At 40.9% G+C, this 16855-nt stretch carries 20 protein-coding genes; 18 read left to right on the top strand and 2 right to left on the bottom strand.

Annotation, left to right across the window (positions count from 1 at the left end; genetic code table 11):
- The first annotated feature begins 139 nt into the window (after window positions 1-139).
- The 3 genes from ACOAOT_RS08625 (at window position 140) to ACOAOT_RS08635 (ending at window position 1273) form a co-directional block, all read left to right on the top strand.
- Entirely contained in the window at window positions 140-751 is a 612-nt protein-coding gene (locus ACOAOT_RS08625) for an accessory gene regulator B family protein (RefSeq protein WP_420216597.1), read from the top strand.
- The gene (locus ACOAOT_RS08630; protein ID WP_097004306.1) at window positions 705-845 is read left to right on the top strand and encodes an exodeoxyribonuclease V subunit alpha; all 141 of its coding nucleotides are present in this window, start codon (window positions 705-707) and stop codon (window positions 843-845) included. The genes ACOAOT_RS08625 and ACOAOT_RS08630 overlap by 47 nt, the downstream gene beginning before the upstream one ends.
- 236 nt (window positions 846-1081) lie before the next feature.
- Window positions 1082-1273: a hypothetical protein gene (locus ACOAOT_RS08635; RefSeq protein ID WP_420216598.1), complete on the top strand. Its 192-nt coding sequence runs from the start codon at window positions 1082-1084 to the stop codon at window positions 1271-1273.
- A 124-nt stretch (window positions 1274-1397) separates the two neighbouring features.
- Here the strand turns inward: ACOAOT_RS08635 and ACOAOT_RS08640 are convergent, their stop codons facing one another.
- Window positions 1398-3140 (bottom strand): Rqc2 family fibronectin-binding protein, encoded by a 1743-nt coding sequence (locus tag ACOAOT_RS08640; RefSeq protein ID WP_420216599.1) that lies wholly within the window; start codon window positions 3138-3140, stop codon window positions 1398-1400.
- A gap of 140 nt (window positions 3141-3280) precedes the next feature.
- Here ACOAOT_RS08640 and ACOAOT_RS08645 point away from each other — a divergent pair, with 140 nt between their 5' ends.
- From ACOAOT_RS08645 to ACOAOT_RS08695, 11 genes are all read left to right on the top strand, one after another.
- Entirely contained in the window at window positions 3281-4159 is an 879-nt protein-coding gene (locus tag ACOAOT_RS08645; RefSeq protein ID WP_104436167.1) for a YicC/YloC family endoribonuclease, read from the top strand.
- A 12-nt stretch (window positions 4160-4171) separates the two neighbouring features.
- Window positions 4172-4792 (top strand): guanylate kinase, encoded by a 621-nt coding sequence (gmk, locus tag ACOAOT_RS08650; RefSeq protein WP_104436168.1) that lies wholly within the window; start codon window positions 4172-4174, stop codon window positions 4790-4792.
- A 26-nt stretch (window positions 4793-4818) separates the two neighbouring features.
- Entirely contained in the window at window positions 4819-5073 is a 255-nt protein-coding gene (gene rpoZ / locus ACOAOT_RS08655) for a DNA-directed RNA polymerase subunit omega (protein ID WP_349667828.1), read from the top strand.
- 69 nt (window positions 5074-5142) lie between these two features.
- A complete protein-coding gene (gene rimO, locus ACOAOT_RS08660) occupies window positions 5143-6483 on the top strand; it encodes a 30S ribosomal protein S12 methylthiotransferase RimO (protein ID WP_420216600.1) in 1341 nt (446 codons plus the stop codon).
- Window positions 6467-7009 (top strand): CDP-diacylglycerol--glycerol-3-phosphate 3-phosphatidyltransferase, encoded by a 543-nt coding sequence (pgsA, locus tag ACOAOT_RS08665; protein ID WP_420216601.1) that lies wholly within the window; start codon window positions 6467-6469, stop codon window positions 7007-7009. The genes rimO and pgsA overlap by 17 nt, the downstream gene beginning before the upstream one ends.
- Before the next feature lie 3 nt (window positions 7010-7012).
- Window positions 7013-8257 (top strand): competence/damage-inducible protein A, encoded by a 1245-nt coding sequence (locus ACOAOT_RS08670; protein WP_420216602.1) that lies wholly within the window; start codon window positions 7013-7015, stop codon window positions 8255-8257.
- Window positions 8258-8279: 22 nt separating this feature from the next.
- Complete coding sequence (locus ACOAOT_RS08675) at window positions 8280-9611, top strand: hypothetical protein (protein WP_420216603.1); 1332 nt, start codon at window positions 8280-8282, stop codon at window positions 9609-9611.
- Entirely contained in the window at window positions 9592-9912 is a 321-nt protein-coding gene (locus ACOAOT_RS08680; RefSeq protein WP_104436174.1) for a hypothetical protein, read from the top strand. The genes ACOAOT_RS08675 and ACOAOT_RS08680 overlap by 20 nt, the downstream gene beginning before the upstream one ends.
- A gap of 14 nt (window positions 9913-9926) precedes the next feature.
- Window positions 9927-10838, top strand: a complete 912-nt coding sequence (locus ACOAOT_RS08685; protein ID WP_420216604.1) for a DUF2953 domain-containing protein — start codon at window positions 9927-9929, stop codon at window positions 10836-10838.
- Between the two features lie 17 nt (window positions 10839-10855).
- The gene (locus tag ACOAOT_RS08690; RefSeq protein WP_104436176.1) at window positions 10856-11266 is read left to right on the top strand and encodes a GerW family sporulation protein; all 411 of its coding nucleotides are present in this window, start codon (window positions 10856-10858) and stop codon (window positions 11264-11266) included.
- Window positions 11267-11320: 54 nt separating this feature from the next.
- The gene (locus tag ACOAOT_RS08695) at window positions 11321-11458 is read left to right on the top strand and encodes a hypothetical protein (RefSeq protein ID WP_013272624.1); all 138 of its coding nucleotides are present in this window, start codon (window positions 11321-11323) and stop codon (window positions 11456-11458) included.
- Window positions 11459-11560: 102 nt separating this feature from the next.
- On the opposite strand, the gene rpmB is transcribed toward ACOAOT_RS08695, so the two are convergent.
- Entirely contained in the window at window positions 11561-11746 is a 186-nt protein-coding gene (gene rpmB / locus ACOAOT_RS08700; protein WP_097004294.1) for a 50S ribosomal protein L28, read from the bottom strand.
- A gap of 169 nt (window positions 11747-11915) precedes the next feature.
- Between rpmB and ACOAOT_RS08705 the strand changes: the two genes are divergently transcribed.
- The 4 genes from ACOAOT_RS08705 (at window position 11916) to ACOAOT_RS08720 (ending at window position 16800) form a co-directional block, all read left to right on the top strand.
- Window positions 11916-12272 carry an Asp23/Gls24 family envelope stress response protein gene (locus ACOAOT_RS08705; protein ID WP_170823599.1) on the top strand — a complete coding sequence of 119 codons (357 nt, stop codon included), beginning with the start codon at window positions 11916-11918 and terminating at the stop codon, window positions 12270-12272.
- Window positions 12273-12286: 14 nt separating this feature from the next.
- Window positions 12287-13957 carry a DAK2 domain-containing protein gene (locus ACOAOT_RS08710; RefSeq protein ID WP_420216605.1) on the top strand — a complete coding sequence of 557 codons (1671 nt, stop codon included), beginning with the start codon at window positions 12287-12289 and terminating at the stop codon, window positions 13955-13957.
- A 98-nt stretch (window positions 13958-14055) separates the two neighbouring features.
- Window positions 14056-16107, top strand: coding sequence for an ATP-dependent DNA helicase RecG (recG, locus tag ACOAOT_RS08715; protein WP_420216606.1), 2052 nt, complete (start codon window positions 14056-14058; stop codon window positions 16105-16107).
- Between the two features lie 36 nt (window positions 16108-16143).
- Complete coding sequence (locus ACOAOT_RS08720) at window positions 16144-16800, top strand: DUF975 family protein (protein ID WP_420216607.1); 657 nt, start codon at window positions 16144-16146, stop codon at window positions 16798-16800.
- The last annotated feature ends 55 nt before the right edge of the window (window positions 16801-16855 follow it).

A 16855-nucleotide genomic window follows, 5' to 3' on the forward strand; every position in this document is an offset into this window, starting at 1 on the left:
ATTGTCAGACATGGAAAGTAAAGCTAATTGTATGAAAAATCATCGTGTTTGACGCTTAGGATAAAAACTGCAACGATAATTGCAAAAACATTTTTAAACTAAAAGTTATGGTAATATATGGATAGATGGTGGTGGTGAAATGGGCATAGATAAAATTGCATTGATTATTAATAATTGGATGAACAAAATTAGTCCGAAAAGTAAAGAAGAGAGCGATGTAATCCAATATGGAATTGAGTTATTGTTAGATAATATCGTTAAGTTTGTATTTATCCAGATTATAGGTATTATAATTGGACAAGGTATTGAGACTCTTCTTATATTATTGGCTTTCTGCGGACTCAGATTGCAGGCTGGCGGAATACATGCAAGAACAGGCACTGGTTGTGGGCTTAGTATGTTAGTTATATGGGCTTTATCATTAGCGGGACATATTTACTTGCCAATCAGACTTTCTTTTCTGCCGTATATCTATATTATTTCGTCAATAGTAATTTTACTTTTGGCACCGAGAACCATCAACATAGAATACTTTACTCCAAAAGATATTCTGAAGAAAAAGCTGTATTCTATTGCTGTTTTAACTATTATCATGACGGTTGCATATCTGAATCCGTCGCTGGTAGAACTACTTATTTATCCGGTTGTTTTGGAAATACTTACGTTATTTCCTAAAAACAAAACAAATAAAAAGGAGATTGAGGATGATGAAGAAGGAAGTAGTAAAAGAATTGCAGAAAGCATTGGTTAAAGTATCTCTTAATTCTGTAGGGAGAAGCATTCCAGCTGGAGTTTATGAAAGAAAAATTCCAGAAGAAGTGTTAAAAATGCGTAATGCAAAGTAATTTAAGAAGAGAAGACATCATCAGAAATTCCGGTATGAGTAATTCAACGAATTATAAAAGCGTTGTTTAATGAAAAAGCATATAGTGTAGGATTACTTCGGTACTCTTATACAAAAAAGGGGAGTATCTGCTGTCTTTCGATTTTTAAAGGCAGCAGATTTATGTTTTTATAACATTATTTTGTAACATGTAGTTTTTTCCTACGTATGCCAATGAGAGTGTTAGGAGAAAGATATATGAAAGAAAACTTATTTTTTAGAATATTAAAGACGGAAAAAAAGAAATATAATATTATTGAAAAAGGCATGATTAAAAAAGCTGGTTTTTTACCAAGTCGCAATATGAGTGGGATTATCCCTCAAGAGTATTGTATTGAAATTATAACCACAATTCCTGAAAGAAAAAACATTGTAGAATTAATAGATTAAATAGTACATAAATGGAGCGTTGTAAGGTACATGAAAATGTCTGCTTTAACGCTTCTTTTTTGTTTATAGAAATAAAGCGGACCCATAAGGATCCGCAATCTTTGCTAATAAGGATATCTTAGTATCATTTTTCTTCCTGTGATTGAATTCCTGGTTCTGCAACCATAGAATAATTTGTATGATAGATCACAAAGCCAGGAGCGGCTCCCGCAACTTTTTTAATCTGCTTTTTCTGAATGTAATCTACTTCAACCTTATCATTATCTCTGCCTTTGGAGTAGTAAGCAGCCAGAGCACCTGCCTCTTCAAAGGTCCGGTCAGGAAGTTCTTTTCCTTCTGATTTGACAATGACGTGGGAGCCGGGAATTCCTTTGGCATGAAACCACCAGTCATTACCGCTTGCGACCTTAAAGGTTAATTCTTCATTTTGATAGTTGTTCTTTCCTACATACATATGAAAGCCGTCAGATGATATATAATGGAAGGGGCGGCTGGTTATTTTCGGTCTTTTGTCTCCGCTTCTGCGATGTTTGACATAGCCATATTCCATAAGTTCTTCTTTAATCTGTACAAGATCTTCTTCCAGCAAAGCAATATCCAGTGCTGCACTGATGGACTCCAAATGGTCAATTTCCTGCCGGGTTTCGCTGATCTGCCCTGTAACGGCTTCAAAGGTTCGTTTTAATTTATTGTATTTGTCAAAATATTTCTGGGCGTTTTCCCTTGCGGAAAGCTGGTTATCTAATGGAATGGTAATCTCTTCATTGGTATAATAATTAAGGCAGGTGAGCTTCTTTTCACCTCCCGTCAGTTCATAGCCGTAGGTATTTAAAAGCTCTCCGTATACTTTATACTTATCTTTTTTCTCCGTATCTTTTAACTGCTTTTCCTGGAGATCGTATTTTTTGTAATTTCGTTCCAGCGCTGTCTGTACAATCTTCCTTAGATCAACGGATTTCTGACGAATTCTTGTTACTGCGTTTTTAGAAGCATAGTAGGTCTCTAAAAGAGTACTGATGGATTCGAAAGTTGTGGCTTCATAATCGCTTCCTTCATAACAGGTAAGTGGTACAGCAGCAAATTCTACCGGTTCCTCATTCTTATAAACAATATTAGGTTTAAATGATCCTTTTTTGATATCTTCCATCATAAAAGAGAACATGCGGTATAAATGTAAGAGTTCTGTCTCTGACAGCTCATTAGCAGAATAATCTCCATCAATAGAGGCCAGATGACAAAGTTCATGGCCAATGATGGGACTGATACCGGTCAGATTTAAATAGAGACTTTTTTGTACTGGTGCAGCCGCATGTCTGATTGTAGAAATAAATTCTTCTTCGGTAATGGTCAGGGGATCTTTCTTGTCCATGGTCTGGGGAATAAAATATTTTCTTCCGGGTAATACCTCACGAATGGAGCTCACCTGGGCAGAGATGTGTTTAATACTGTCCAGAATCATATCCTCTTCATTGCAGAAGATGATGTTGCTGTGTTTTCCCATAATTTCTATCATGAGTTTTTTCGTCCGTCTGTCGCCCAGTTCATCTAAATGTTCTATTTCCATGCAAAGGATTCGTTCCAGACCAGGCTGGCTGATTCTCATGATCCTGCCATTGCCGATATGCTTTCTCAGAAGCATGCAGAAATTAGGAGCAGTCAGAGGACTTTGCTTGTTGTTTTCCGTGAAATAAACCAGTGGTAAGCTGGCACTGGCTGAAATTAAAAGTTTCCATGTATTTTTTTGATTTTTAACAGTAAACAGCAGTTCATCTTTTTCCGGCTGGGCGATCTTAGAGATCTTTCCGCCTTCCAGCCGGTCTTTCATTTCTGCCGTGAGATTTGCCATAACAATTCCATCTAATGCCATTGTTTGTGTCCTCCGGTAAGGTTTATAGATGGAGATAGTATACCACAGAAACACGGTTATGTAAAATTTAAAACCATTTGACTTGTTTTTTATTATGACTTATAATGGTTTATATCTATGGCGAAAGAGAGGCATTTGTAATGATTAAGAGCATGACAGGTTTCGGCAGGTACGAAACCGTCACGGATGAATATAAAATTTCCGTCGAGATGAAGGCTGTAAATCACAGATATTTGGATTTAAGCATAAAGATGCCGAAAAAGTTTAATTTCTTTGAAGCAGGGATCAGAAATCTGTTAAAGAATTATATTCAGCGCGGTAAAGTAGACGTTTTTATCAGTTATGAAGATTATACGGAAAACAAGCTGTGTTTAAAGTATAACAGTGCGCTGGCTGCTGAATACATGGGATATTTTGCAAAGATGGAAGAGCAGTTCGGAATTCAGAACGATATTAAGGTTTCTGCACTCGCCAGATGTCCGGAAGTACTTATTATGGAAGAAGTACCGGAAGATGAGGATCAGATGTGGAAGCTTCTTTCAGAAACAGTAGAAGAAGCTGCAAAGCGTTTTGTGGAAACAAGATTAACAGAAGGCGAAAACTTAAAGGCGGATCTTCTAGGTAAGCTGAACCTGATGAATGATATTCTGGAATTTATTGAAGAGAGATCTCCAAAGATTCTTGTGGAATACCGGGCGAAGCTGGAAGATAAGGTGAAAGAGCTTCTGGCAGGAGCTGCCATTGATGAAGGCAGAATCGCTGCGGAAGTAACCATTTATGCAGATAAGATCTGTGTGGATGAAGAGACGGTCCGTTTAAGAAGTCACATTGAACATACACGGTCAGAACTGGAAGCTGGAGGAATTGTGGGCAGAAAACTGGATTTCATCGCCCAGGAGATGAATCGGGAAGCCAATACCATTCTTTCAAAGGCCAGTGATTTAGAGGTTTCAGATAAGGCAATTATATTAAAGACTGAAATTGAGAAAGTACGGGAACAGATCCAGAATATTGAGTAGGAGAATCGCAGTATGAACGAACATGGCATGCTGGTAGTTGTATCCGGTTTTTCTGGTGCCGGAAAGGGCACACTTATGAAAGAGCTTCTGAACCGGTATGAGAATTATGCGTTGTCTATTTCCGCAACCACAAGAGCTCCCAGAACGGGTGAAGTGGATGGAAAAGAATATTTTTTTGTTACAGAAGAACATTTTAACGATATGATTGAAAAGGAAGAATTGATTGAATATGCACAGTACGTCAATCATTCTTACGGCACTCCCAAGGAATATGTTTTAAACCAGATGAAAATGGGGAAAGATGTTATTCTTGAAATAGAAATTCAGGGAGCGCTGAAAGTAAAGGAACGGTTTCCGGAAGCAATCCTGCTGTTCGTTATGCCACCTAATGCACAAGAGCTGAAACGCCGTCTGATCGGCAGAGGTACAGAAAGCATGGAGGTAATTAATGCCAGACTTCGCAGGGCTTCAGAAGAAGCACAGGGCATGGAGGCTTATGATTATATTTTAATTAATGATGAGATCGACACATGCGTGGAGGAGATGCATCTTATGATTCAGGTACAGCATAAGCGTGCTTCCAATAATATGGCATTTTTATCCCAGATCCGGGAAGAATTAAAGAATATATAAACTGGTTTGAGAAAGGGGAATGGAAGATGTTACATCCATCTTATTCAGATTTGATTAATGTAGTAAACAGTGAGGTTGAGCCGGGAGATGCTCCGGTTGTACAGAGCCGTTATTCTATCGTGATTGCCGCAGCAAAGAGAGCAAGACAGATCATCGGAGGCTCTGACACTGAGATTCCGGGGGTCGGCAAAAAGCCGCTTTCAGTTGCCGTAGAAGAGTTATATGAGGGCAAAGTGAAGATTTTAAGCGAAGCGGACGCAACAGAAGAAGACGATAATTAAGAAGAGGGCCGTCTCCGTTATGGTAGATGGCCTTTTCTTTCAGGAAAAACGAATGACAGGAGTTTAAACATGAAGTTATTATGCATATCACTAGGCTGTGATAAGAATCTGGTAGATACGGAGATGATGTTAGGCCTTTTAAATAGAGACGGTTATACTTTTACAGATGACGAGTATGAGGCAGATGTCATTGTAATCAATACCTGCTGTTTTATTGGTGATGCCAAGGAAGAAAGTGTCAATACCATTTTAGAGATGGCACAAAGAAAAATAGACGGCAACTGTAAAGCACTGATTGTTACAGGCTGCCTGGCACAGCGTTATAAGCAGGAGATTATTGATGAGATACCGGAAGTAGATGGTATTCTTGGAACATCAACTTATGATGAGATATCCAATGTTTTAAAGAAGGCATTGGGGGGCGAGGGATCCGTATCCTGTTTCCATGATCTGGATTTACTTCCCCAGACAGAAACAGACAGAATCCTTACCACGGGAGGCCATTATGCCTTTTTAAAAATTGCAGAAGGATGTGACAAGCATTGTACTTACTGTATCATCCCAACTTTAAGAGGTAACTATCGCAGTGTCCCCATGGAAAATCTGATTAAAGAAGCAGAGAAACTGGCTGATAAGGGCGTGAAGGAGCTGATTTTAGTAGCTCAGGAGACCACTTTATACGGTGTGGACTTATATGGAAAAAAATCTCTTCCTGAATTATTAAAGAAGCTTTGCCGCATATCAGGGATTCAGTGGATTCGCATCCAGTACTGTTATCCAGAGGAGATCACAGAAGAGCTGATTGCAGTTATGAAAGAAGAAAGCAAAATCTGCCGTTACTTAGATATGCCGATTCAGCATGCAAGCGACCGGATCTTAAAACGCATGGGAAGAAGAACATCAAAAGAGCAGCTGAAGGACATCATTAACAAGCTTCGCAGTGAAATCCCTGACATTGCACTGAGAACCACACTGATCTCCGGATTTCCGGGAGAAACAGAGGAAGATCACGAAGAACTGATGGAATTCGTGGATGAGATGGAGTTTGAACGACTTGGCGTATTCGCTTATTCAGCAGAGGAAGATACACCAGCTGCAGAATTTCCTGATCAGGTTCCACAGGAGATCAAAGAGGATCGCAGAGATGCAATTATGGAACTTCAGCAGGAGATTTCCCTTGATCTTTCCCAGTCCATGGTTGGAAAAACCCTGGAAGTAATGATAGAGGGAAAAGTTGCTGATGAGAATGCATATGTAGCAAGAACCTATATGGATGGTCCGGGAGTGGATGGAATGATTTTTGTTCAGACAGGTGAGGAACTGATGTCTGGAGATTTTGCAAAGATCCGTGTTACCGGAGCGATGGAGTATGACTTAATAGGAGAGTTGGAAGATGAATTTACCGAATAAACTGACTGTTTTAAGGGTTATTATGATTCCGTTTTTTGTCCTTTTTTTGCTGCTTGACGGCGGTAATAATGTAACTTACCGCTATATAGCTGCTGCTGTGTTTATTGTTGCAAGCTTTACGGATCTGCTGGATGGCAAGATTGCAAGAAAGTATAATCTGGTAACTAATTTTGGAAAATTCATGGATCCTCTTGCGGATAAACTTCTGGTCTGTGCAGGTTTGGTTTGCTTCACTGCACTTGGACAGCTTCCGGCCTGGATCGTGATTGTAATTATCAGCCGTGAGTTTATTATCAGCGGATTCCGCCTGGTTGCTTCCGATAACGGAGTTGTGATTGCGGCAGGCTATTGGGGAAAATTCAAGACAGCTTCACAGATGGTGATGTCGGTTCTGCTGATTTTAAACATACCTGCATTATGGATTGTTACCAATGCTTTTATCTGGATTGCGGCAATACTCACAGTGGTTTCACTTGTAGATTATATAGCAAAAAATTATCGCGTACTTACAGAAGGGAGTATGTAAACCATGGTAGTTGAACTGATTTCAGTTGGAACAGAAATTCTTCTTGGAAACATCGTTAATACAAACACCCAGTATCTCGCAGAAAAATGTGCCCTTTTGGGACTCTCCATGTATCATCAGGTGACAGTTGGGGATAACAGGGAACGGCTCTTTGCAGTACTTGATACAGCACTGAATCGTTCTGATGTGGTAATTCTTACCGGTGGTCTGGGACCAACAGAAGATGATCTGACTAAGGAAGTATGCGCAGAGGTAATGGGCTTTGATCTGGTTGAAGATGAACATACCAGAGAACGGATCAGTAAATATTTTAAAAACAATATATATAAAGAAATCCCGGATAATAACTGGAAACAGGCTATGATTCCCCAGGGAGCAACTGTGCTTGATAACAGCAACGGAACTGCCCCGGGACTTATTATGGAGAAGGACGGGAAAACTGCCATACTTCTTCCAGGACCTCCTAACGAGTTAAAACCTTTATTTACCGAGCAGGTATTCCCTTACCTGCAAAGCCGCCAGCCGGAAGTAATCCGGTCCCAGATGGTTAAAATATGCGGCTATGGTGAGAGCCAGGTGGAAGATAAGCTGATTGATTTAATTAATACCCAGACCAATCCTACCATTGCCACTTATGCCAAGACAGCAGAGGTTCATTTAAGAGTGACCGCTAAGGCTGCCAATGAGGATGAAGCAAAAACCCTTCTCAAACCGGTTGTAAAAGAGATAAAAAACCGGTTTGAGAATGCTGTATACACAACGAAGGAAGAAGAAACCCTTGAGATGGCAGTTGTGCGGCTTTTAAAGAAGCACGAGCTGACCGTTACAACGGCGGAATCCTGTACAGGCGGTCTGATCGCTGGCAGACTGGTTAATGTCCCAGGCGCATCAGAGGTTTTCAGGGAAGGCTTTATCACCTATTCCAACAAAGCAAAAAGAAAATATTTAGATGTCAGCAAGGGCACCTTAAAAAAATATGGGGCAGTCAGTGAACAGACAGCCAAAGAGATGGCAACCGGAGGTGTATTTGCTTCCGATGCAGATGCCTGTATCGCAGTGACTGGTATTGCCGGTCCGGACGCAGATGGAGAAAAGCCTGTGGGACTGGTCTATATTGCCTGCTATATGAAGGACAAAGTAAAGGTGGAAGAATACCATTTTAAAGGTAACCGTGAAAAAATCAGGGAGCAGTCTGTTGTAAAGGCCCTTGATTTCCTGAGGAGATCTATTTTATCCAATTATCATTAATACCCCCGAGAGGAGACAACACGTGGAAACCCGTTTGATGAAAAAGCAGATGACTGCTGCTTATCAGTATTCTTATGTAAGACTTGTATTAAACTACTATACATTACTGGAGACTGTCGCAGAAGAAGCACCCCAGACCCAGCAGATGGCTGACTACTTAAAACGGTTAAACAGCCTGATAGGTGAATGCATTTCTGGAAAGGAAGTAAACGAGGATCTGCTGTCGCTGAGGAAGGACATGACTCACGAAGTAGAGATTCTGACCTCCTATGCCGACTGTTTTCAGATTTTTGAATATATTTTAAATCGCATGGAACGAAAGTTTATTTCTTCAGGCAAAACAAATGACGGAGACGAGGCATTTTTAAAACGGCTGATGGGATTTATTACTGACACCAGTGACTCCGCTGTTATGAACGGACGGATCAAACAGATTATGGGACAGCTCCCGGTCCGGCTGACAAAACAGAAGTTTTACAGTCTTCTTATGGAGGGGCTTTCCGTTTATCTTGGGTCTCCAAGGGAGAATCTACGGGATATGATGTATACCCTCCGGACGGAATCCATGGTTTCTCTTCCAGAAGGTATGGAGGCTGGTCATAAGGAAATTTATGAAATTTTACAGCAGTTTAAGCGTATGGATTACCGGGATATGACCTTTGACAGCTTCGAAGAAGCTTCTGCAAAATTGTCCTATGCAAGTCAGGTTCTTACAGATGAGTCTGGTTTTTATGTAATGCTTCAGGATGTGATTAATGATTTATGTGTATTGATGTTTGCTAAGCAGGACGCTGTCATTGATGTCAGTGAAGAGGAATTTTACCGTTCTGTAATAAGCGGCATTCAGGTGAAACTGGATCAGGAAGATTTTACCCTTGGAGAAGATGAATTCCTCAGCCAGCTTACCCAGTTAGAAGGCAGACAGGAAGCTTACTACGAACGTTATTTAAAAGTAGAAGTTTTAAACGAAGAGTCTGCTGATGATGGGGACTATATTCGTTCCATGAATGTAGACAGGCTGTTATCTGGAAGCAGCTTTGCTGAACTTATAATAGAAGAAGGCAGAGAGACTATTTCCGGGGAAGAAAGCGCAATCGTTGACAAGTCTTATTTAGATCAGCAGGCAGAAGCTTATATTCAGGAGCTGGAAGAACTTTTTGCAGATGCACCGAAACCGGTGGTTCGTGCTGTGATGGCCAAGGTATTATCGGATTTGCCTGTATACTTTAATTCGATCGATGAAATCCAGGAATACGTAAGAGGCAGTCTTTCAAGCTGCTTAGATCGCGCTGAAAAAGAAACATGCATGGAATTATTGGAAGAGCTGATGGATTATGAAAATAAGCTGGTATAACCGTTTATACGTCGGAGAGAAAGCGAAGAAGAAACGATACCGGATCATTCAGGGAATCAGGAAGGGGAAACCCGGTTTGGATATTTATGTGATTACACCTGCCTCAAATGGGAATAATATACTTGATATCTTTCCAGCTGCTGAAATAATATCTCCATTTTATAAGGAAAAAGAGTTCTTTATCCTTGGCATTGCTTCTGATTACTGGGAGGCAATGGAAGTGGCTGGACGTGTGATTCATGATTTATACCGGAAAACAGAAGGATTCAATCTGTCTGATTTTTTGAAAAGTGACCGGTAAGATGTGAGGTGTTCATGCTTCATGTAATTTTATTTATTTTAAAGCTGTTAGGAATTCTGATCCTGATCCTTTTAGGGCTTATTATTCTGGCAGTTCTTCTGGTGCTGTTTGTACCGGTCCGTTACCGTGGAGAGGGATCTTATTTTGAAAAAGTGAAGGGAAATTTGAAAATTTCCTGGCTGCTACATATCCTTTCTGTCACGGTTCGGTATGAAGAGGAAGTTGTCATTGCGATCCGCTTGTTTGGATTTCGAATTATGAGACCAAAGAAAATGGATGAAGAGCTAAAAGAGGCAGAAGAAATCATGGTTCAGGCAATGGAAATAAAAGAGCCGGAGACCATAAAAGAAGCACGGCAATTAGGTCAGGATGTGAAAAAAACTGTCCAGGGAGAACCTCTGTCCCGGCAGCCCGTACAAAAAGAAAACAGACAGACAGAACAAACACAAACAGAGCATATTTCCTGGCTTCAGAATTTTTATAATAAGATAAAGAAGAAATTAATCCATATTCTGGAAAAAATTAAGTACTTATACCGGAAGTTTTGTGATACACTGAAAAACATGAAAGAGAAGAAGGATGAAATACAGGCTTTTCTTTCCAACAGCGAAAATCAGAAGACCGCAAAGCTGCTTTACAGACAGGTGAAGCGTCTGATTCGTCATATTTTCCCGGTGAAGGGGCATGGTAACGTGACATTTGGTTTTGAAGATCCGGCACTGACGGGACAGGCACTAATGGCAGCCAGTGTACTGTATCCCTTCTTTCATAAATATTGGAATCTATATCCGGTTTTTGATGAATCTGTGTTTCATGCAGAAGGAACTTTTCAGGGAAGAATACGCCTGGGGACAGTTCTGATCATCGGCATACGGATGCTTCTTGATAAAAATTTCAGAGTTCTGTTAAAGAGATGGCTACGATAAAGGAGGAATTGCGTTCAATGGCAGATAATTATTTTACGTCTACAGTAGAGGCATTGTTTAAAGGTATGGATGCCTTTGTGGCGACAAAAACAGTTGTAGGAGATGCGGTTAAGGTGGATGATACCATTATTCTGCCTTTGGTGGATGTGACCTGTGGAATGGCTGCCGGATCCTTTTCGGAAAATGCCAAGGAAAAGGGTGCGGGAGGTATGCATGCCAAGATGAGTCCAAGCGCCATACTGATTATACAAAACGGTGTGACAAAGCTGGTCAATATCAAGCAGCAGGATGCAGTGACAAAGATCCTTGACATGGTTCCGGATTTTGTTAATAAGTTTACGTCAGGAAACAAAGATGTATCACCGGAAGCGATTAAAATGGCAGAGGAGATGGCTGCGGCAGCAGAGAAAGAAAAAGCAGAAGAATAAGAAAGGGATAAGCCGCATAGGATATTATATAGCCTGAATGGATTGAGGGATGATATGAGAAGAGTATGTGGACTTATGCTGTTCTGCTTTGGAGCAGGTATGGCAATCCTACTGTTTATCCCGGCGACGATCGTTACAATTCTGTTTATAATTGGATGCCTGGTACTGGGATATAATCTGTTTTGCTGCTGACAGCGAATACTGTTGCTATCATTGAGACCCGATTGAATCAACCGGGTCTCATAATTATAAAAAAAATACTCCTGACTGATATCAGCCAGGAGTTTCCTACGATTAAGCTCTTTCAACTAATCCGGATCTTAAACAGGAAGTACATACGTACATCTTCTTAGCGCCGCCTGTTACTTTAACTTTAACGGACTTTACATTTGCTTTCCACATCTTATTGGATCTTCTATGGGAATGGCTCACTGCGTTGCCAAAGTGAGCAGCCTTTTCACAAATTGCACATTTAGCCATGATTGCACCTCCTTAAAAGTAACTTGGATTTTTTATTGGTTGAAAAATCCACAACAAGTGTATGATAACAGAAATTACAGCGATTTGCAAGTGAAAAATAAAAATTTGTTTCTTTTTTTGGAAAAATCATGTATAATCATTACAGACAGAAAGAACGGAGGTAGAGACTATGAAGGGTTATATCAATAATAAACTGGGCGAGATCCAGGTAAGCCCTGATGTTATCGCTATGTACGCCGGAACCACAGCAGTTGAGTGCTTCGGTATTGTCGGTATGGCGGCTGTCAGCATGAAAGACGGACTCGTTAAGTTATTAAAACGGGAAGGACTGACACATGGAATTAATGTGATAATTCAGGACAACCATATCACCATTGATTTTCATGTAATCGTAGCATATGGAATCAGCATTTCTGCAGTAGCCGATAATCTGATTGAAAATGTAAAATACAAAGTAGAAGAATTCACCGGTATGACGGTAGATAAGATTAACATCTTTGTCGAAGGCGTAAGAGTGATTGATTAAGGAGGAAACTACCTGTGGGTATGAAGTATATAGACGCAAAGATGCTGCAGAAAGCATTTTTAGCAGGTGCAAAAGGACTGGAAGCCAAAAAGGACTGGATTAATGAATTGAATGTATTCCCAGTTCCAGATGGAGATACCGGAACAAACATGACGATGACCATTATGTCAGCGGCAAAAGAAGTGGCTGCCATCGAGAATCCAACCATGGAATCTCTGGCAAAAGCGATTTCTTCCGGTTCTTTAAGAGGCGCAAGAGGAAACTCTGGCGTTATCTTATCCCAGTTATTCCGAGGATTTACAAAAGAGATCGCAAGCGCTGACCAGGTGACCGTTACTATTTTGGCTAATTCCTTTGTGAGAGCCACAGAGACAGCTTATAAGGCAGTCATGAAACCCAAAGAGGGAACCATTCTGACAGTAGCAAGAGGAATGGCAGAAAAAGCGGCTGAGCTGGTAACTGAAACAGAAGACATTCTTGAATTTTGCAGTCAGGTTGTAGAACAGGGCGATTACGTATTAAGCCAGACACCGGAGATGCTTCCGGTATTAAAGCAGGCAGGTGTTGTGGATTCCGGCGGTCAGGGTCTGATGCAGGTGGTAAAGGGTGCTTTTAACTTCCTCTCAGGGAAAGAAGTTGATTTAACCGTAGAAGCCGCAGTACGTGTGGAGCCGGTTGTCTCCATGGAAGGAAGCGCACTGAAAGAAGCTGATATTAAATTCGGCTACTGCACAGAATTTATTGTTAATTTAGAAAAGCCTTATAACGAAAAAACAGAGCAGGAATTCAAAGGATATTTAGAATCCATTGGAGATTCCCTTGTAGTTGTATCCGATGATGATATTGTTAAAGTTCACGTTCATACCAACGATCCAGGACTTGCCATTCAAAGGGCGCTTACCCTTGGCTCTCTGTCCCGCATGAAGATTGATAACATGAGGGAAGAGCATCAGGAAAGGCTGATTAAAGAGTCAGAGAAGCTGGCAGCACAGCAGAAGGCAGAAGGAAAGAAATCAGAGCCAAGAAAGGCTTATGGCTTTATCTCTGTATCAGCAGGTGAGGGGCTTGATGAGATCTTTAGCGGTATTGGAGCTGATTATTTAATCCAGGGCGGTCAGACCATGAACCCCAGTACTGAGGACATGTTAAATGCCATTGACCGGGTAAATGCAGATACAATCTACATTCTGCCGAATAACAAGAACATTATTCTGGCTGCAGAACAGGCCAGAAGTCTGGTAGAGGATAAGAAGGTAATCGTCATTCCTTCCAAGACAATTCCACAGGGTATTACTGCAATTATTAACTTTGCACCTGATTTATCACCTGAGGAAAATGAAGCAAATATGACGGAAGAGATGAGTCGTGTAAAGACTGGACAGATTACTTATGCAGTCCGTAATACCACCATCGATGATATCGAAATTAAAGAAGGCGATATCATGGCTCTGGGAGACCATGGCATTCTTGCTGTAGGGGAAGAGATTGAAGCTACTGCACTGAAATCACTGGAAGCTATGGTAGAAGAAGAATCAGAACTGATTACCATTTATTATGGTAAGGATGTGAGTGAAGAGGATGCCGCAGCACTGAAGGAGAAAACAGAAGAACAATTTTCAAGCTGTGAAGTGGAGCTTCATTGCGGCAGTCAGCCGATTTATTATTATCTGATTTCCGTTGAATAAAAAGGAGTCGAAGCTGTATGATTCCGGGCAGACGTGACTCTCGTCTGCCCGGTTTTTTCATATTCGGAGAAACAAAATGAAAGGAGGCGGGTGATCGGATGAACCAAGACCCCATTGAATCCCTGAAAGGGATTGGAGAAAAAACCGGGAAACTGTTTCAAAAGATTGGAGTGGACACAATAGAAGATCTTCTGGAATATTATCCAAGGGCATATGATACGTATGAGGACCCCTCACCAATTGCTGAAATCAAGCCGGACAGCGTTATGACCGTGGCCGGGATGCTTGAAAGAACACCGGATGTAAAACGATACAGTCGTGTACAGGTTGTTACAGCTATTTTAAGAGATGGATCTGGCACCATGCAGCTGATCTGGTACAATATGCCTTATCTGCATGCTACATTAAAGGCTGGAATGCGGGCTGTTTTTCGCGGAAAGATTATTAAGAAAAGCGGCCGTCTCATCATGGAGCAGCCTGAAGTTTATACGGCAGAGGCTTATGGAGAGATTGTTCATTCCATGCAGCCTGTCTACGGTCAGACGAAGGGCTTAAGTAATAAGACCATTGTCCGGGCACAAAAACAGGCGCTCAGTGCCCGCCTTATGATCAGGGATTATCTGCCTGCCGATCTGCGAAGGAAGCACGAACTGGCAGAATATAATTTTGCTATTGAACATATTCATTTTCCGTCAGACAGGAAGGAACTTTTGTTTGCCAGAAAAAGACTGGTCTTTGATGAGTTTTTTCTTTTCTTAATGGCTGTCAGACGTTTAAAGGACAAAAGAGAGAATAAAACCAGTCCGTTTGCAATCCAGTTGTCAGAGGAAGTAAAAACATTTCAGAGCAGACTGCCGTATTCTTTGACAAACGCCCAGCAAAAAGTACTTGATGAGGTATATGCTGATATGACAGGCGGTCTGGTCATGAACCGGCTGGTGCAGGGAGATGTTGGATCGGGAAAAACAATCATAGCCATACTGGCATTGCTTCAGGCAGCCTGTAACGGTTATCAGGGAGCTCTCATGGTGCCCACGGAGGTTCTTGCCAGACAGCATTACGAATCCATGAATGAGCTGTTCTTAACATACCAGATTAATAAGGTGCCGGTTCTTGTTACCGGTTCCATGACTGCTAAGGAAAAAAGAATTGCTTATGAGAAAATAGCAAACCACGAGGCAGATATTATAATTGGAACGCATGCACTGATTCAGGATAAGGTTATTTATGATAAGCTTGCTCTGGTAATTACAGATGAGCAGCACCGCTTCGGCGTAGGGCAAAGAGAACTGTTGGGAAAAAAAGGAGAAGAACCGCATGTTATGGTAATGAGTGCGACTCCCATTCCCAGAACCCTGGCTATCATTATTTACGGAGATCTGGATATTTCCGTAATTGATGAACTTCCTGCCAACCGGCTCCCCATTAAAAACTGCGTGGTGGATACCGGGTACCGGAAAAAGGCTTATGATTTTATTAAAAAAGAAATTGCAGCCGGGCGTCAGGCTTACGTGATCTGTCCTATGGTGGAAGCCAGCGAGATGATCGAAGCAGAAAATGTGGTGGATTATACTGCCGCTTTAAAAGAAGCACTTCCAGGAATGAGTATTGAATATCTTCATGGCAAGATGAAGGGAAAAGAAAAGAACCGCATTATGGAACGATTTGCTTCCGGGGAAATTTCTGTACTTGTTTCCACCACTGTTGTCGAAGTCGGAGTTAACGTACCAAATGCTACAGTTATGATGATAGAAAATGCGGAGCGATTCGGACTCGCACAGCTTCATCAGCTAAGAGGCCGGGTGGGGCGCGGCAAATATCAGTCCTACTGTATTTTGGTAAATGGCTCGGATCAGGATGGAACAAAGGAACGGCTGGATATCTTAAACCGGTCCAATGATGGCTTTTTTATTGCTTCCGAAGATTTAAAATTAAGGGGACCTGGTGATATTTTTGGTATCCGTCAAAGCGGAGAGATGGAATTTAAATTAGGCGATATTTTTACCGATGCCAATTTATTAAAGACGGTATCAGAGGAATTGAAACACATTTTTTCAGATGATCCTGATCTGGAAAAAGAGGAGAATACAGAACTGAGCAGAAAGCTTAGTGAATACCTGGAAAAAAGTTATGACAGGCTGAATTTGTAATTGATGAAATCAAACTATTAATCAGGAGGCAGCAGTATGAACAGAGAAGCGTTAAAGGCAGATGCTAAAAATGCTATGAAACAGGCATTAATAAGCCCATATCTGGTTACTGTAATTATGGGTATCATTCTTACGGTATTATCAGTGATTCAGATGTTTCTGGATAAATGGCAGAAAATACTGGAAAGCAGTCAAGCAGGAGCCGATCAGTGGCGGTCTTATATCCTGTTTAGTATTGTTTTCTTAATCGTATATTTAATTATTAATACGCTGTTGGAATTCGGTTATCAGTCTTTCTGCTTAAAAGTGTCAAAACGTGACGAATCCATGTCTTATGGTGATTTATTTTCCAGTGCTTCCTATTTTTTTAAAGCATTTGGTCTTTATTTTATGATAGGAGTGTTTGTTACTCTTTGGTCTCTATTGCTCATCATTCCAGGTATTATAGCTGCACTAAGGTATTCTCAGGCAATCTTTATTATGGTTGAAAATCCGGAAAAAGGTATTTTCCAGTGCATTGAAGAGAGCAAAGATATGATGGATGGGCGATTATGGGAATATTTTGTTTTGGAATTGTCCTTTATCCTGTGGCATCTACTGGCACTTGTCACCTGCACTCTTGCTTATATTTATGTATATCCCTATATAACTGTGACCCTGGCAAATTACTATAATGAAATAAAAGACCATTGAATTCATCCGGTCTTTCTGATAAAATAATTTTTGTGTGTACAGAACCAGATTAGTG

This window comes from Lacrimispora struthionigena, assembly GCF_048627165.1.
Taxonomy (GTDB): domain Bacteria; phylum Bacillota; class Clostridia; order Lachnospirales; family Lachnospiraceae; genus Lacrimispora.

Bases quoted from the DNA above. Each gene is read 5' to 3' on its own strand.
- ACOAOT_RS08625 (WP_420216597.1), top strand. From the start codon at position 140: ATGGGCATAGATAAAATTGCATTGATTATTAATAATTGGATGAACAAA.
- ACOAOT_RS08630 (WP_097004306.1), top strand. From the start codon at position 705: ATGATGAAGAAGGAAGTAGTAAAAGAATTGCAGAAAGCATTGGTTAAA.
- ACOAOT_RS08635 (WP_420216598.1), top strand. From the start codon at position 1,082: ATGAAAGAAAACTTATTTTTTAGAATATTAAAGACGGAAAAAAAGAAA.
- ACOAOT_RS08640 (WP_420216599.1), bottom strand. From the start codon at position 3,140: ATGGCATTAGATGGAATTGTTATGGCAAATCTCACGGCAGAAATGAAA.
- ACOAOT_RS08645 (WP_104436167.1), top strand. From the start codon at position 3,281: ATGATTAAGAGCATGACAGGTTTCGGCAGGTACGAAACCGTCACGGAT.
- gmk (WP_104436168.1), top strand. From the start codon at position 4,172: ATGAACGAACATGGCATGCTGGTAGTTGTATCCGGTTTTTCTGGTGCC.
- rpoZ (WP_349667828.1), top strand. From the start codon at position 4,819: ATGTTACATCCATCTTATTCAGATTTGATTAATGTAGTAAACAGTGAG.
- rimO (WP_420216600.1), top strand. From the start codon at position 5,143: ATGAAGTTATTATGCATATCACTAGGCTGTGATAAGAATCTGGTAGAT.
- pgsA (WP_420216601.1), top strand. From the start codon at position 6,467: ATGAATTTACCGAATAAACTGACTGTTTTAAGGGTTATTATGATTCCG.
- ACOAOT_RS08670 (WP_420216602.1), top strand. From the start codon at position 7,013: ATGGTAGTTGAACTGATTTCAGTTGGAACAGAAATTCTTCTTGGAAAC.
- ACOAOT_RS08680 (WP_104436174.1), top strand. From the start codon at position 9,592: ATGAAAATAAGCTGGTATAACCGTTTATACGTCGGAGAGAAAGCGAAG.
- ACOAOT_RS08685 (WP_420216604.1), top strand. From the start codon at position 9,927: ATGCTTCATGTAATTTTATTTATTTTAAAGCTGTTAGGAATTCTGATC.
- ACOAOT_RS08690 (WP_104436176.1), top strand. From the start codon at position 10,856: ATGGCAGATAATTATTTTACGTCTACAGTAGAGGCATTGTTTAAAGGT.
- ACOAOT_RS08695 (WP_013272624.1), top strand. From the start codon at position 11,321: ATGAGAAGAGTATGTGGACTTATGCTGTTCTGCTTTGGAGCAGGTATG.
- rpmB (WP_097004294.1), bottom strand. From the start codon at position 11,746: ATGGCTAAATGTGCAATTTGTGAAAAGGCTGCTCACTTTGGCAACGCA.
- ACOAOT_RS08705 (WP_170823599.1), top strand. From the start codon at position 11,916: ATGAAGGGTTATATCAATAATAAACTGGGCGAGATCCAGGTAAGCCCT.
- recG (WP_420216606.1), top strand. From the start codon at position 14,056: ATGAACCAAGACCCCATTGAATCCCTGAAAGGGATTGGAGAAAAAACC.
- ACOAOT_RS08720 (WP_420216607.1), top strand. From the start codon at position 16,144: ATGAACAGAGAAGCGTTAAAGGCAGATGCTAAAAATGCTATGAAACAG.